We start from the raw sequence: 15,658 nt of genomic DNA, 5'->3' as shown, positions 1-15,658 counted from the left end.
GCCCTTGTCGAAGTCCACCCAGCGGCCCATGCGGCGCACGGTCTTCTTCCATTCGCTGGTGTACTTGAGCACCTTGCCGCGGCAAGTTTCGTTGAACTTGTCAACGCCAAGCTTCTGGATTTCGGCAACGCCAGCGAGACCGAGCTCGTTCTGCACGAGAGATTCAATCGGAAGGCCGTGGCAGTCCCAACCGAAACCGCGCGGAACCTTCTTGCCCTTCATGGTCCAGTAACGCGGAACGATGTCCTTGATGGTACCGGCAAGCAAGTGACCGTAGTGCGGAAGGCCCGTTGCAAACGGAGGGCCATCGTAGAAAGTGTACGGTTCAGTTTCCGGACGGGAGTCCAGCGACTTCTTGAACGATTCATCCTTATCCCACAGGGCGAGCACGCGCTCTTCGATCTGCGGGAAGGTCTCTTCTTTCTTTACTTCACGGAACATAGTTTTCCTCTTGGCCTTCGGCCAGGCTGTGGACCACGAGCAGTGAGCAACGAGCACTTTCAAAAGCCCATAGCCCAAAGCTGACAGCTCACGGCTGTATAAATTTTCGGCGGTAAAGATAGAAAAAGACGGGGGCTACGGCAAAGCGAAATACCGTCAAAGCGGCCAAAATGGCCTCAAAAGACAGCCTAATCCTGATCAGCAGGATTTCTTCGGGATATTTTGTTATATTAGAGCCATGCTCATTTACCACGCAAGCAAACAAATCGTAGAATCGCCCGAAATTCGAAAGACAAAGTTCACGAAGGACTTTTCATGGGGATTCTACTGCACCAATGATTTCAAACAAGCGGTGCGGTGGGCAAATCGTGGTGAAGGCACTCCATACGTCAATCACTATGAATTCACGGATTCCGGTTCACTAAAAATCCTAAAATTTGAGAAAATGACCGACAAATGGCTCGACTTTATAGCAGCCTGCCGTAATGGCGGCTCACATCAATACGATGTTGTCGAAGGTCCTATGGCAGATGACACTGTTTGGAATTTCGTGAACGATTTCTTGACGGGGCGGATTAACCGCAAGCAGTTCTGGGCATTGGCGGAATTCAAATACCCTACACACCAAATTAGTTTTCATACGCTTTCGGCTCTGGCATGCCTGAAGTTCTTGAAATTCGAGGTTAAGCATGACGGGAGCTGATAAAGACGATTTGTTCTACGTGTGTTCGCTGGTTGAATTTATTGCCCGCAAGACAAAGAACAAGCGCGGGGTGGTCGCAAACAAGCTTGGAGTTGATGGTTTTACCAAACAGCTGAAAGACGCCCAGGTGAACCATTGTCTAAGTTTCGAGCAGGTCGGCGAAGAAGTCATCGACCAGTATAAAATCCCGCAGGGCGATTTTGAATCTGTAGAGAACTGCAAATACGATATTCCCTCCTATACGGACATCGGCAACCTGTATTGCATCATGGTTCTCGACTGCGCAAAGAACGGCAACGAAATCGAGACTGCCATCAAGATTTTCACCTCCCCCATTAGCGACTACATCTCCAACTTCAATTCGGATTGCTATTATCAGAATCCGAGCTACCTTGAAGAATCCTTCAAGGCTGGGAAACTGCTGTAGTTTAATTTCAGTTTGGCAAGGTGGTCAAATTTTTTGACCACCTGACTAATTTCTTTTGGGCGTTCCCCGCTGGCGCGGGTCGGGCTATACTCGCTACAGGCTTGCGGTATGTACCCTAGTCCTTGAGACAACGAACATAATAGAAATCGTTTCCATCTCCACCTTTGAGTTTTGCATCGTCGCCTGTGCCCAAGACGTAGTAGTAGGCGCGTGGGGGAACGTGGGGATCCTGCTTGACACTCCAGAAGCAGGCGTTGACGCCTTCGCCCATGAAGTTACGGTAATAGTCACTCTCTGACATGAAGCCAGCAGGCAGTGCAGCGAAGCCATATGCATCTGTACCGTTGCCGTTGTGTTTCCAGCCTGTCTGAGATTTGAGCATTTTTGCTGCCGTAGATTTTCCGCCTACGGTAGCGGATAGAGCGTCAAATTCATCCTCGCTTGGCAAATGCCAACCCCTAGGACATGCATCAATTGCCGCTTTCCATTCGTAAAGCCGTCCATATTTTTGGCAATTCGTAGGATTATCTTCATAGCAATAACTATTATTTGTTTCGTAGTTCAAATTCTCGGCCATCCAAATTTGGTTTCCTATTTTTATCTTGCGATAAATTTTTCCATCTCTTGAATCTGAAATAAGAGTGCGAAGAAATCTCTCGTCAGTTGTCTCTATTTCTACAAAATCAGTTTTATCACACAAATAAGCACTTTCACCAAAAACGAAAATAGAATCTTGTATAGAACTGGAGCATATTTTTCCCACGGACAATTCTATATCTGTTCCCTCTCTTAATCTGCTATTTTCACAGCAATATTCATCAAAGCATTTTCCTTCGTCTGCTTCTTCACATTTTTGATTGTTTGTTTTTACGTATTCCCACCCATTTAGTGTCTCTTCACATTGGAACTTTCCCTCAAATAGCGGCAAATCGCCCTCATGACAAGGCTCATGCAATTTTTTATTCTCTTCTATTATTAACTTACAGTTTAATACGTTTGTCCCAAAAAATTTCTCCGTTTCTTTTTCAAGTGAGGGATAGATTTTGCAATATAAAAGCTGCTCAGAATCTCCGATAGTCGTCCCGTTCGCAAATGAAGCCTTCAGCGTATCCATAACAAATCTTTTTGTTATGGCATATGGATAAAGCGCCATTAAATTTTTTTGCCTTTCAAGAATGATATTCATGAGACCAAAGTCTGTATTTAAGATATCTTGGGAACCCATTTCTTTAATGGTCTTCATAAAAAAGTCTAGAGAAGACTCAATAAGTTTATCTACAATTGACCAATTTTCTGCTAGCCCAGGAATTATAGGGTTATTTTCGTCCTTGTAATACAAATAGACTCTATGAGACAAGGAATAGAACGCTCTTTCAAAATAGTATTGAGAAAATTTTTCCAATTCCGACTTGGACTGACTTCCTCCGGGGCACGACTTTTCGCAATAATCATTTGAACGAACCTCCACTTTTTCTTTTTCCAATCGCCTTATTTGCTGTTCAATTCCCTGCTGTTCACGCACGGTTGTCGCCCGCCGCCACTCTTGCCTTTTCTTAAAGATTTCGTCATCAAGTTGTCCAGACAATTTGAACGTTCTTCCTATTTCACATATCCGTCTACATTCCGATACAGTCTTTGCAATCGAATTATCATTTCCTTTCATATCCGCCAATTTGCTCGCCTTTATAGCCTTCAAGTACGGCACAGATTTTTCAACGGGTATCTTTTCGACTATGGCGGCGCAAATATCTACATTTTTCTTTGTACAGAACTGTTTTGCATAAGAATCGGGCCAATAAAACGGGTCAGTCAAGTTGACCAAATTCAGGCACATGGCCTTATCCTTTCCTCCGGCGCATTTGTAGTCCAAATAGTTTCTGGAAAACTCCGCATCGCAATTTTCCAACAGGCTCTTGATAGATTCGGCAAACACCTTGCCATAGATTTTATCGGCATCTTTTGCGGCAAGTGTTTCTGGGCAGTAGACGTCTTTGATGCCTACATTTTTTATCAGGTTTTCAGCCTGCTTGTAGTTCTTGGAGTCTATAGCCTCTTGCAGGGCAGGGTGGACTTCGCCTGCCACGGCAAAGGACGACATAACAAGCACAACCAACAATGATATCAAGCAACGATGCATAACTTTAGCCACGGTGGCCTCCATTTTTTAACCTTCTAGAGCATTCTTTTGTAGCTATTGCTCACTAAAATAACTTTATTTTCTCCCCAAAAGCTCCATTATTCCAACTTGGAATATCGTTTTGCGCTATTTATTCTTTTCAAAGTGGCTTTTTTGCGCATATTCGAATAGTTTAGACTTTAGGTGTTTATAAAAAAGGAGATTTCATGTCAAATGAAAAATCGCACATGGGACACATTGTCCTTATCACCCTGGCCGCGGCAATCGGCGGCTTTCTCTTCGGTTTCGACTCTTCCGTCATCAACGGTGCGAATGGAGCCTTGAAGGCTCACTTTAATGCAACAGATTACCAACTTGCTTGGTCTGTGTCACTTGCCCTGATAGGTGCAGCGGCCGGTGCGTTCTTTGCTGGCCGGCTTGCCGACACGTTTGGTCGTGTGCGTTGCATGCTTGCCGCTTCGGGCCTTTTCTTGGTGAGTGCTATCGGTTCGGGTGTTCCGTTCGGCATTCCCGACTTTATCGTATGGCGCGTCATTGGCGGCGTGGGCATCGGTGTGGCTAGCATCATTGCCCCAATCTATATTGCGGAATCGGCTCCGGCACACCTGCGCGGTCGCCTGGGTTCTATGCAGCAGTTTGCTATCGTGATAGGTATCTTTGTTGCGCTCCTCTCGAACTATGTCATCGTGCGTATTGCAGGTTCTGCGAACAACGAACTTGTCGGCGGGTTCAAGGCCTGGCAAATCATGTTCTGGGTCGAAGTTATCCCGGCGGCGCTCTATGGGCTTGCTGCGTGGCGACTCCCGGAATCGCCGCGTTACCTTGTTCATAAAGGCCGGATTGAAGACGCCAAGCGCGTCCTTGCGAAAATCAATCCCGAGGGAGTCGACAAGGAAATCGAGATTATTCACGAGACTTTCAAGAATGAACGGCCTTCCAAGTTCAGCGACCTTCTCGATAAAATCGGGGACAAGGTCCGCATTACCCCGATTCTGTGGGCGGGCCTCGGCCTTGCCATCTTGCAGCAGCTGGTGGGTATCAACGTCATCTTCTACTATGGCACCATGCTCTGGCAGAGCGTAGGCTTCGGCGAAAGCGACGCCTTCCTCACGAGCGTCATCTCGAGTGCCATCAACCTCGTCATGACCATCGCCGCCATCATGCTTATCGACAAGATCGGGCGCAAGCCGCTCCTGCTCATCGGTAGCGTCGGTATGGCCGTAACGCTCAGCACGCTCACGGTATGCTTCATGAATGCGGGAGCTGACGGTAGCCTCTCCGGAGCTGCGGGCGTCATCGCGCTCATCGCCGCGAACCTCTACATCACCTTCTTCGCGGTGTCCTGGGGCCCGGTCATGTGGGTGATGCTCGGCGAGATGTTCAACAACCGCATCCGTACGGTGGCCATCGCCATCTGCGGCCTTGCGCAGTGGGGTGCAAACTTCATCGTCACCTGGAGCTTCCCGGTGCTTACGGGCAAGCAGGGTATCGGTGTGGGCCCGACATACGCCATCTATTCGTTCTTCGCCATCTTCAGCATATTCTTCGTGGCCAAGTTCATCAAGGAAACGAAGGGCAAGGAACTCGAAGAGATGTAACACAAGCTGTTCCCGAATACAAAAGTGCCGGCAGAAAATCATCTGCCGGCATTTTCATACACCAAACTTTCAATTACTTCTCAAGGCGGTAAATTTTCACTTCCTTGATGTAGAAGGTGCGCTCCATATTGCCGAGATTCAGTTCAAATCGGGCAAAGGGCGTACTCTCCTGCGGAGAGAACTCAATCTCGACCGACTGGCCGCTGGTCTTCACTATCGGATGTTCCTGGAAGCCCACAGTCTCGTAGTCGTCGTAAGTACCGATGCGCGCCGTGATCTGTCCTTCAACATCGGACCAGATGGTAAACACGCACTTGTATTTTTTTTTCGCGACAAGCGCCACATCTTCCTGTATGAGCTGGACACTGTAGGATCTGGTACCACCGTTGGTGACAACCACCTTAAGCATCTTGTCGCCGTTCGCATCTTCGATTACCGATGCAGTCGCCTCACCACGCATCTGCGTAAAGAAGATCCAATGGTCAAGTCCCTTCGAGAAGTTCCCGTTCTCGATAGTGTTGTCGCTCATGGAGCCGACGACGCCTTCCCAAATATCCTTGACATAGTCTTCAACGCTATTGCCCTGCGCATCGACGTAGTTGTAGCGCAGCGAGCGGAAGCCCGACACGAAATTGTTGTTCAGCTGACGCCAGAGAGAAACGTTGTTCGCGTTGTCAAAGCGGACGACGCCGTCTTCCGACACTTCCGCCTTCTTGAAATCGACTCCTTCGACAAAGTAGCGCACGTGGAATACCACGGACAGGTTGGCTACGCTGTCAGAAACGCGTTCGATCTGCGAGAAGTGGTAGCGCAAACCAATCTTCTGGAATCCGTTGAGGTCGTATTCGAAGGGAACGTATTCGCCGTCGAGAAGAATGCGGCCACGGATGAAGGAATTCGCGCCTTCAGGCTTGAAAGAGACACCTATTTCTTTCAGGTAGCCTTCGTCTTCGAGGTTGATGTTCTTGAAAGGTTCTTCCACCAAAGACCCTTCCGTGAACGATACGGGCAAGGTCGCGTCAGGCGCATCCTCTTCGGGCCACACGGGCAGGCCTTCCTTCGGATCGATAGAGACTGCAACATAGTAGCTGGAGAACGAACGAACCTCGGACAAGTTCATCGAGAACGAATCCAACAGCATCGGTTCGTCCTTTGCAGCAGACTTTTTAAGTGTATAGGATTCCACCTCGGAATAGTCGACCGAGAATGCAGCTGTCAATGCCAGTGCCGGGTTGCCGATTTCGATACCGGCAATTGGCTCAGATTTTTCGCCGGAAGAACATCCGACGAAAACAGACACGGTCAACAACAGACCTACTATGGACCACCCAAAACGCATCACACTCCTTTGGTCAGCGGGAACATCTGGATATTCACCTGGATTACGTCATCCGCTTCTCCGGGTTTCGCAGAGAAATCTAGTAGTTCTTTGCGCATTAGTTGGATGTGTTTCTTCAAATTGGGGAAATCTTCGCGCTTGATACTGAACGTCAGTGCAGATACATCGCGTTCCTGGCTCGGAAGTTCGTTCAACATGTTGGCCGAAATGCGCAGCATCTGCTGGTGATAGAGCTTCACCATCATGTCCTGCACCTCGTCATCGGTCGTGAGGAGCGGGTCGCGCTGCCTGAACCCGTTAGCTGTCTTGACCAGGAGGCCCAGTTCCATCAGCAAATCGAAGGATTCCTGCACCTGCGAGGGCGAGACCAGGCCGCGGAGCTTCTTGCTCACCCAGTCGGGAATCGGGCGGAAACCCTTGAGGGCCACCATTTCCAGGATGACGGAGTGGTGCCATTCACGGAAGATGCGGAACTGCGCCTTGTCCATCTTGTGAAGCTTGGAACGAGGGCTTGCCTGAATGAGCTGGGCATAGTAAATCTGTTTCTCTGTATCGTTCTGCGCCTGGTTGAAGAACACGAGGCTTTCGAAATAAGCCGCGCGCTGTTTTTCGAGGCCCAAGCCCTGGATAAGCTTGAGCACAGTCCCCTTCGTGATGTTGCGCTTGCCGTCGATGGTAAGCTTCAGGTGGGCGTGACTCGAAAGCCCCGCCTTCTCGGCGAAGAATCGGAGGCTGAACGAGGGCTGCGTCTTCTTCTTGTACTCGTAATAATCGCGGAGGTAGACGCGAAAATTCGTGTACTGCAGCACGTCCGGTTCAGTCAAGTTTATTTTTTCTCCATTTTCCATATCCATAAGATAGAAGATTGAACGGCGAAAGAACAAAAAAATTTACACTTTCTCGTTTACCCTAGTATACGTCTTTGTTACCAGAATATAAGCGGCCGCAAGCGGAAAACGGCGAATTTCGGCGAAAATCAAAGATCTTTCGCCAGAAGGGAGAACCGAACATGGTCTTCGAAATGCCCGTGTATCCGCTCGTATTCACGGCAGATTCCCTCTTGCACAAATCCCGCGCGTGTAGCGACCGCCCGGCTTTCCGCATTGGCCACGGAGGCAGAGATTTCGAGCCGGTTGAGCCCGAGTTTCGCGAACGCATAGCGCGAAAGCAGCCGCAGGGCCTCGGTTGCAAGGCCTCTTCCCGTAAAATTTTCGCCCAGCCAGTAGCTCACGCTTGCGGAAAGGTGCGCCGCCTGGATCCAGCCGAGAACAATGACCCCCGCAAGAGCAGGTGCGGAAGCGGAACCCTGCGGGCGTTCGAAAATTCCCCAGCAGGCGCCGTTGGCCATCTCGGCCTGCATTTCCCACGATTCGATTCTCGCGGCAACGTCTGCGACCGAGCGGCATCCGTCCGGCCACGGCAGGTGTCTAGCAAGAAAATCCCGGCTCTCGTCTATCACCGCAAACAAGGGCTCCGCATCGGGCTCGTGCAGGAGCCGAAGCACGACGCGCTCTCCTTCGATGGGTGCGTCCGGGATTTCGAGCAAGAAGTCTTCCATGAAAAAGAATATAGCATTAGAGGGATGCGCCGGACAATAGAAAAACCGCCGGATTGCTCCGGCGGTCTTTCAGTGCGGATGAAAGGACTTGAACCTTCATGCCCTTGCAGGCACTAGAACCTGAATCTAGCGTGTCTACCAGTTCCACCACATCCGCGTGGTGCACCAAATTTTGAAAAATTCGCCCGTTTTGTCAAGGGGTGAGTCCAATTATTTCCCGGACACCGCCTCCCGAATCCAGTCGAGGTGCTTTTCGCGCCAATACGACCAGTCATGTTCGCCCGCGGGGTCGAACCGGAGTGCGCAGTCCACTGCCACGGCACGGCAGAAATCCTCAATCCACGGTTTTGCCTGCGCGACAGGGAAAAGACGGTCAGCGCCCCCCTGCAAAAAACGCCACCTCCCCTCGCGCATCCTGGGACTCGATGCAGCAATGGCGGGCGCTTCGCCCAGGAGTTTCCCGAAAGAGCTCACCAGGAGCCGGTCCTTCACCCGACGTTTGCCCTGCACGGAGTAGTAGAGCACCCCCAGCGCGCCATCCGAGACTCCTACCAGCGTAACCTCCCCCACGATCGCATTACGCTTCCTGGCCACGGAATCGAGGGCCGCATCGACCGCGGACACCATGGCGTCCGTCACCCAATGAGATTCCCTGCAAGCAGAAGCGCTCACCACGATTACATCCGGAAACAGCTTCGAGAAATCGTCGCCTGCGACAAGTCCCTTCTCGCAGTTGCCGCTCGTCATGCCGCCATGGAACCAAACGACGACACCGGATTTCGCCGCCTTGGGAGATTTCGGCTGCGCGGGCCACCAGACTCCCGCCACATTCCTGAGAAGCAGATTGCGCCCGCTGTCGACATACGAAACTTTCAGCGAATCTGAAAAAACGGCCGCCCATGCGCCAACGCAACATGCCATCAGAACCAGCAGCGCAACGAAATGACGCATACTAGGTCCGCCGCAGAGGCCGCCTTTTCGTCCTGATGCCGAGCACGGCAAACACGACCATCGCAACAAAGCAAATCAAGGCGATGCCCCCAAAAACCATCAGGTTCGAAATCTGGTACTCGACAAGGGTTTCCCAATCGAGTTCGCCGTCGCTGTTGCCGATATACTTGACGACAAAGGTATTGTCCTTGACGCGCACGGCACTGATTTCGAGCGGAATTTCAGAAGCGCCCTCTTCGGCAAAACTGAACCATTCCGCCATCTCGTCGTTTATTTCCTTGGACGTGTAGAGGATGAACGTCGCATCCTTGTCGCCATTAATCTGGAAGAACGTCCTGTCGAGGAAGGGGATGTCCGTCCCGCCAAAAAGACTCGGGATAGAAGCCTGGCTTACAGTTCCATAAAAAAGGTGTTCTTCCTTAAAAAAACTGCGAACAACATTATGCGTGCTCGAAATGCACCACACCAGGGCAACGAGGAACAACAGCGCGATATTGAAGTAAGCGGACTTTCGTGTTTGAAAAAAGGACAACATATCAAATTACGATTTGGACTTGAATATAAAAAAGAATGTCGAGAGAAGCAACACGATGGTCAGGAAATAGAACACTAGCGGAATCTTTGCCTTGAGCGCCATCTCGTTCATGTTTTCCTTTTGGAAGAACTGTATCATTTCTTCGCTGCTCATGATGGCCACATGGTTGTCGAAACGGCTCCAGGCCATCGCAAGCTCGGCATTTTCCGCAAGCAATGTATCTATCTTGGCAGAAAGCGAATCCGGCGCAATTCCACGAGGCTGCTGGACCGGGAAACCGAATCGCGCGGAATCCAGCACAGAAAGCAGAGGATAGGCGGACACGCCCGGAAGGTCGGATACTTCGGCATAGACGGATTCGAACTTGTTCAACCACGCCCTACGGACAGACAGGTAGCGGCGGATGCCGGCCACCTTCGAAAAGACTTCGCGTTCGAATTTCGCAATGGCCGGTCGGGGAGGAGTGGCAATTCCGTGGGACGCGAACTCATCCATATCCCTGGAGTATGAGACAGCAAGTTCCCGAAGTGACATTGTCTGGGCAAGGACGCGGACCGAGTCCGCATTGTAGCCACAACGGACCTGGTTCATCGATCGCATCAGGTCGAGTTCCATCAGCTGGTAATCCGAAAGCGACTTGATGTAGCGCGAATAGACAACGGCTTCGGGCTTTTGCGAAATGTAGAACAGCGCGGTAAGCCCGAGCGTGACAAGGATAATCAGCCAAACCCACGGAGTCTTGAGCTTCGCGTTGAAGGTATCGGCAATCGTCCTGTTTTTTGTATCTTCCACAACTAGAAATTACCTTTTTTCTACTTTGATGGATATGCGCGGGAAGATTTTTTCGACATTTTTGGCCTTTTTGCCGCTTTTGGGCACTTGTGGCGTGCTTTATGGTTGCACCATTGAGCATGCCGAAGAGCAAGTCCTCGAAAAGCACGTGAACGGCACGAAGAAAACCTCCGTATGGGTATACCCCGACGGCGAAATCCTCAAGCGCAACGAGTGGTACGACAATGGCATCAAGGAATTCGAAATCCAGTACAAGAACAACGTGCCGCACGGGAAGATCAAGCGCTGGACCGTACTCGGCGACGTGGCGCTCGACGGCGAATACAAGAACGGCAAGCGCGAAGGGACTTGGACAAGTTACTTCGTAGAACGGCTCAACTCCCGCCGCAAGGAAGCAGTGCGACACTACAAGGACGATCACCCCGTAGGCGACTGGGAAGGCTGGCACTTCAACGGAATCAAGGCTACCGAAGAACACTTCGACGATAAGGGTGACACCATCGGTGTTTCGAAGAAGTGGCACGACAACGGCGTACTTGCCGAAGAAAACAACTGCCATGAAGCGCATGGATACATCAAGCGCTACGGAAGGAACTGCAAGATTCTGGAATATTTCAGTTGCGAAAACGGCATGCTAGTCGGTGAATGGAAGAAATACTACGAATCATACGAGCCAGCCGATTCTGCAGCCGGGAACTGCGAGCAAGCACAAATCAAGGAAGAAGGTATCGCAGACAACGACATTCTCTTTGACCCACATACCACATACAGGGCAGATGGTTCCCTTCTTAAAAAAATCACGTCCGACCCGTTCAAAGGGCGCGAAAAAATCCAGTGGTTCGACGAGCAGAACAATGTCATCCGGGAAAGCATTTTTACCACGGAAGAAACAGACGGCCCTATCGAAAGTTCCGGCATCACCTACGGAACCTGCGAAAATTCGTCCACGCTTTTCTGTGCAGAAACATCCTTTGTGCAGTCTGCAAACCCGAGCGGGACACTTGACAGCAGCACATTAAGCTTCAAGGACGCTTATCAAAAAAGTATCGGCAAGTACCCGGCATCGCTGCGTTACATCAAGGCAGGGCATGTCCTTTTGTACGAAGAATTCTGGGCATACGATGACCCTCCGTCAAACTTTGGAGACCCTGCTCTTCGCGTGAGTCGCAGTTTCTACCCGGACAGCATGGGCGGTGGAATGGCTAGCCTGGGCTTTTGGCAGAGAAACCTAGACGGTTCCAAACGGCACGGCGTATGGCGCAACTGGTACCCGAACGGGGTACTGAAAGACAGCCTCAACTACGTAAACGGGGAACGCGTCGGCGAGCAGTTCGGTTACGACAGCACCGGCAAGCTCACGATACATAAAACAGAGGCCGGCAAGAACCGGCCCGTGATAATGCATTTGCCCGTTAAGCAATAACCCTACTTGTACATGTAGCTCACGCCATTGGGGAACTTGAGTTCCTGCATGCCGGCAGTATTTACCTGTGTAACCGACTGCACGGAACCACCGTAGATAATCGCGTTGCCCTGGTAGGTCGGCTTGAATGCAGCGTTGTTTGAGCCGTAGTAACTGCTGTTGTTGTAGGTGACGGTCGCGCACTTGGGAAGGTCGGTCGAGTAGTTGCCGAACGCGAGGAGAACGCCGCCGGTAATCTCGAAGCCGGCATCCGTATCGATAAGGCCGCCCGCCATGTTGGAAGAGCATCCACCGCTACCACCGCCCATGCCGCCACCCATGCCTCCGCCGCCCCAACCGCCAAAGTTGAAGCCGCCCTGGTTCTCGTAGCTCTGGCCAGTGATTTCGAGAATCAGCACACCGCCGGTCATCTTTCCGGAACCGTTCGCGTCGAACACGTCGATCATGTCGCCCTTCGCGCTGATGTAGTGGTAGCCGCCGCTCACCACGATATGGCCACCGCTCTCACTGAACGCGGCGTACTGGCCCACGTTTTCCTTCGGGCCGCCCGCGCCGTTCCAGCCGTCGTTTGTCGCAAATGTCGAAGTGATTCCTCCTTCGGCAAAAATTCTGTAGGCTTCCAGGCCTTCGCTAGCGGTAACCACGTTGATTGTAGAGCCCTTCAGGTACAGGGCAGAATCGGCGTGAATGCCGTCATCCTTCGAACTGACCGTCACATTGCCCGCATTCATATAGACGCGCCATTTTGTATGCATCGCATCGTCGTCGGCTGTCACGTTGATGTTGCCCCCGTTCACATAGATGAACTTCGTGGCGACCATTCCCTTGCCGGTAGAAGTCACCTTGATGGTGGAGGCTTCGGCAGAATCGTTCACAAGAATGTAGTTTGCCGCCTGGATGCCGTCGTCACCCGCCTTGATGGTGATGTTTCCGCCGGAAATTTCCACGATGCCCTTGCCGGCAACCGTATCCTTGCAGGCGCCACCCGCCTCTTCGCATTCGTCGCTTTCGAGTCCGTCGCCCTTCTTGGCGGTCACGTTCAAGACACCGCCCGAAATCTGGAGACTTCCCTTGCCCTTGATGGCGTTTTCTTCAGCCTCGACAGTGATGTTGCCGTTCTTGATTTTGAGGTCATTGCTGCACTGGATGCCGTTCTTGAACTTGCCCTTGACGGTCAGGGTGCCTGCGCCCTTGATGTTCAAGTCGTCGCGGGAATAGATTGCAGCCTTCGAAGTATCCTGCGCTCCGTTGACCTTCGTGAACAGGTGGTTCCCGTTGCCGTCTTCGACCACATTGGTGGTGCCTTTGACCAGGTGAATCACCGTCTTGTCGGCGTTCTTCACGAGGATGGGAGAATTGGAGCTCTTGATAGTCGCGTTGTGGAGGTAGATGCCGGTATTGTCCTCGTTCTCGGCGCCCGGAGTATTCACCACCACCTGGAAGTCGGATGATTCGCCCGTCACGTAGTAGGCGCCCGGGCAAGTGATGGTCGCGCTCTTGTCTGCCACTTCGACACAGCCGTTGTTGTTTTCGACCGTAGCCGAAGTGCCCGCAAGCTTCAGGAGAATCTGCGAGCCGTCCAACGTCCTTGAATCCTCGTTGTCATTCTCATCGTCTCCGCTCTCGTTGCCGGGATTGCTGCCACCGGGAATCACGATGCTCGAGCTAGAGACAACCGGGCCGGGCCATACGAAGCTTGAACTGGAGATGCCGAAGCCGGGGCCGGCAATACTCGAACTCGAAAGTTCAATGCCGGGCACGACAAAGCTGGAACTGGAAAGTTCTACGCCAGGGATGCCAGTTCCCAGGAAATCGCTGCTGGAAGAAAATTCCACAGGGTTCAAGGCCCCACTATCGACATTAGGATTCGTGGCCGCATCTTCAGAACAAGCTACAAGACCCAACGAGACTCCAATGGCGGAAAACGCCAAAAGCCCTAATTTCATATCTGACTCCTTTTTTACTTAATATAGATCGGCCCCTCCAAATACGCCACTGCAGCCTGGAACATTCTGTTGAAGTCGAGAACAACAAAACCCGAAAAATCGGGAGTTTAAGTTCCGCGCGTTACGCATTATCCCGAAAAAATTTTCTAGCATCCATTTACGTAAAAATCATTTTTCAAGTGGGAGAAGAAGTCAAGAAAAAAATTAGATTTGAAAAAAAAGGAAAGGACAAATTAAATATGCGGCGCAAGGATAGAGAAGTTTTAGGCGACGAGAATATCGCGAAGATTATCGAGCAGTGCACGACTTGCCATGTCGCGATGGTGGACGATGCAGATGCAGGCATGCCCTACGTGATTCCGATGTCGTTCGGGTATAGTTTGAAGGACGGCGTCCTGGAACTGTATTTCCACTGCGCGCATGTCGGCAAAAAACTCGACTGCATCCGCAAGAATCCGAACGTGGCGTTCAGCATGTGCATCGAGAACCGCATCGAGATTCACGAGGACGTTTATTGCAAGAGCGGGCGCTTTTATGCAAGCGTTGTCGGGCAGGGCAAGGCAGAAGTCGTCGAGGATAGCGCCGAGAAATGCCACGGGCTCTCGCTCCTGATGGAACGGCAGGCTGCAGGCGCCGCGCACGGTTCAAGTTCCGCGCAACCTATGCACGCGACCCCGCACAAGTTCGAATTCACGCCCGAACAAGCCGCCGCCGTGACCGTCCTCAAGATAACGAGCACGAATTATACTGGGAAAGCGAAAAACGACAATGCTCAAAAGTGCTAAAAAAATACTGACATTAGCCTTGGCATGTTCTGCCCTCTGCTGGGCGGAACAAATGCTAAATCTTACTTTGTATGTTACAAAGAACTATATGGCCATATACGCACTCGGAGGGTGGACTAAAGATTTTTATTACAGAGCAGCACCTGATTTGTATGAGAGCCGCTACATTTCGCTTCACAAAGAAAAAGAAGATGATGCCGGGCGCATCGTGTGGGCGCTTTACTCCGAAAAGAACGGCACACTGGATAGCGTAATTGTCGATGAGAACGATGATATCTATTCAGCCGTTGGCCGCGGCGAAGGCGGGATATGGCCTCCCCATCTGAAGCACAAGCTCACACAGCACAGGGCCGATAAAATTGTCGTTGCCCCTTTATCCATATTCGATGAAGTTCTTAAGGAACTGCATATATCTCGTCATGTATCGAAATCTGATACAACCGATATTTTCATTATTTTGGACCCGAATAGAATCGCAGAACCTGATGATAATAGAGAAACCTTCTTGAATAAAGTTCAAACCTACAAGCCGCTGATGCAGATGATAAAAGACGAAGGATTTACATACCTCACCATCGCATTTTCAAGCGACTTTGATGAAACCAAATTTGACTATGGTGATGTAGCGATTTTAATCCAAGATATATATAAGACTTTGGAGTTAGAAGTACCGCCTCGTCGAGAACGCACATTTATTCAGCCTCTTTCATCTAGAGATCGCTTGATCATAAAAGACAAAAAATTGCTCGAAAAAATCAATAAAATTCTAAAGAATGTATTGGACAAGGATAAAACAATAATTCAGCCACAATAGCTTTCGGGGGTCTTAGGGGGCAGGCCCCCTAGGCGACCTTTGGACACTTGGCCTTTAGGCCTTAGTGTACATGGCCACCTTTAGGTGGTGCGGGTAGCGGCAGACTTGCCCTGGACCCTATCGTCACGACGTTCCTCCAGGGTGACAGTCTGCAGTTTCCACAGGATGGCATAGGGCAAGGCTAAAGCGACCTTTGGACACTTGGCCTT

At 50.9% G+C, this 15,658-nt stretch carries 15 protein-coding genes and 1 tRNA gene; 6 read left to right on the top strand and 10 right to left on the bottom strand.

The window, feature by feature from the left end:
- A partial coding sequence (locus tag B4B27_RS07370) for a class I tRNA ligase family protein (protein ID WP_290725172.1) occupies nt 1-441 on the bottom strand: 441 nt, incomplete at its 3' end.
- A gap of 238 nt (nt 442-679) precedes the next feature.
- On the opposite strand from B4B27_RS07370, the gene B4B27_RS07365 reads away from it, so the two are divergent.
- A complete protein-coding gene (locus tag B4B27_RS07365; RefSeq protein ID WP_173382760.1) occupies nt 680-1,144 on the top strand; it encodes a DUF3990 domain-containing protein in 465 nt (154 codons plus the stop codon).
- The gene (locus tag B4B27_RS07360) at nt 1,131-1,571 is read left to right on the top strand and encodes a hypothetical protein (protein ID WP_173382761.1); all 441 of its coding nucleotides are present in this window, start codon (nt 1,131-1,133) and stop codon (nt 1,569-1,571) included. The genes B4B27_RS07365 and B4B27_RS07360 overlap by 14 nt, the downstream gene beginning before the upstream one ends.
- Before the next feature lie 115 nt (nt 1,572-1,686).
- On the opposite strand, the gene B4B27_RS07355 is transcribed toward B4B27_RS07360, so the two are convergent.
- Complete coding sequence (locus B4B27_RS07355) at nt 1,687-3,720, bottom strand: fibrobacter succinogenes major paralogous domain-containing protein (protein ID WP_290725168.1); 2,034 nt, start codon at nt 3,718-3,720, stop codon at nt 1,687-1,689.
- Nucleotides 3,721-3,914: 194 nt separating this feature from the next.
- On the opposite strand from B4B27_RS07355, the gene B4B27_RS07350 reads away from it, so the two are divergent.
- The gene (locus B4B27_RS07350) at nt 3,915-5,306 is read left to right on the top strand and encodes a sugar porter family MFS transporter (RefSeq protein ID WP_290725166.1); all 1,392 of its coding nucleotides are present in this window, start codon (nt 3,915-3,917) and stop codon (nt 5,304-5,306) included.
- A gap of 73 nt (nt 5,307-5,379) precedes the next feature.
- Here the strand turns inward: B4B27_RS07350 and B4B27_RS07345 are convergent, their stop codons facing one another.
- From B4B27_RS07345 to B4B27_RS07315, 7 genes are all read right to left on the bottom strand, one after another.
- Nucleotides 5,380-6,606 carry a carbohydrate binding domain-containing protein gene (locus B4B27_RS07345; RefSeq protein ID WP_290725179.1) on the bottom strand — a complete coding sequence of 409 codons (1,227 nt, stop codon included), beginning with the start codon at nt 6,604-6,606 and terminating at the stop codon, nt 5,380-5,382.
- Nucleotides 6,607-6,644: 38 nt separating this feature from the next.
- Nucleotides 6,645-7,493 carry a TIGR02147 family protein gene (locus B4B27_RS07340; protein ID WP_173366561.1) on the bottom strand — a complete coding sequence of 283 codons (849 nt, stop codon included), beginning with the start codon at nt 7,491-7,493 and terminating at the stop codon, nt 6,645-6,647.
- 128 nt (nt 7,494-7,621) lie between these two features.
- Nucleotides 7,622-8,203: a GNAT family N-acetyltransferase gene (locus B4B27_RS07335; RefSeq protein ID WP_290725162.1), complete on the bottom strand. Its 582-nt coding sequence runs from the start codon at nt 8,201-8,203 to the stop codon at nt 7,622-7,624.
- A 73-nt stretch (nt 8,204-8,276) separates the two neighbouring features.
- A tRNA-Leu gene (locus tag B4B27_RS07330) sits at nt 8,277-8,360 on the bottom strand.
- 53 nt (nt 8,361-8,413) lie between these two features.
- Entirely contained in the window at nt 8,414-9,154 is a 741-nt protein-coding gene (locus tag B4B27_RS07325) for an alpha/beta fold hydrolase (protein WP_290725160.1), read from the bottom strand.
- Between the two features lies 1 nt (nt 9,155).
- Entirely contained in the window at nt 9,156-9,689 is a 534-nt protein-coding gene (locus tag B4B27_RS07320; protein ID WP_173366564.1) for a hypothetical protein, read from the bottom strand.
- 6 nt (nt 9,690-9,695) lie between these two features.
- Nucleotides 9,696-10,481, bottom strand: a complete 786-nt coding sequence (locus B4B27_RS07315) for a hypothetical protein (RefSeq protein WP_290725158.1) — start codon at nt 10,479-10,481, stop codon at nt 9,696-9,698.
- A gap of 34 nt (nt 10,482-10,515) precedes the next feature.
- On the opposite strand from B4B27_RS07315, the gene B4B27_RS07310 reads away from it, so the two are divergent.
- Nucleotides 10,516-11,904 carry a toxin-antitoxin system YwqK family antitoxin gene (locus B4B27_RS07310; protein WP_290725156.1) on the top strand — a complete coding sequence of 463 codons (1,389 nt, stop codon included), beginning with the start codon at nt 10,516-10,518 and terminating at the stop codon, nt 11,902-11,904.
- Between the two features lie 2 nt (nt 11,905-11,906).
- Here the strand turns inward: B4B27_RS07310 and B4B27_RS07305 are convergent, their stop codons facing one another.
- A complete protein-coding gene (locus B4B27_RS07305; RefSeq protein WP_290725154.1) occupies nt 11,907-13,850 on the bottom strand; it encodes a carbohydrate-binding domain-containing protein in 1,944 nt (647 codons plus the stop codon).
- A 239-nt stretch (nt 13,851-14,089) separates the two neighbouring features.
- Between B4B27_RS07305 and B4B27_RS07300 the strand changes: the two genes are divergently transcribed.
- Together B4B27_RS07300 and B4B27_RS07295 are read left to right on the top strand one after the other, a co-directional pair.
- Nucleotides 14,090-14,635, top strand: a complete 546-nt coding sequence (locus B4B27_RS07300; RefSeq protein ID WP_290725152.1) for a pyridoxamine 5'-phosphate oxidase family protein — start codon at nt 14,090-14,092, stop codon at nt 14,633-14,635.
- On the top strand, nt 14,619-15,449 hold the full coding sequence (locus B4B27_RS07295; RefSeq protein WP_290725150.1) for a hypothetical protein: 831 nt from the start codon (nt 14,619-14,621) through the stop codon (nt 15,447-15,449). Before B4B27_RS07300 ends, B4B27_RS07295 begins: the two co-directional genes overlap by 17 nt.
- Nucleotides 15,450-15,658 lie beyond the last annotated feature (209 nt).

The sequence above is a fragment of the Fibrobacter sp. UBA2449 genome (genome assembly GCF_002342555.1).
Taxonomy (GTDB): domain Bacteria; phylum Fibrobacterota; class Fibrobacteria; order Fibrobacterales; family Fibrobacteraceae; genus Fibrobacter.
This window is presented reverse-complemented; position numbering and strand designations above follow the sequence as displayed.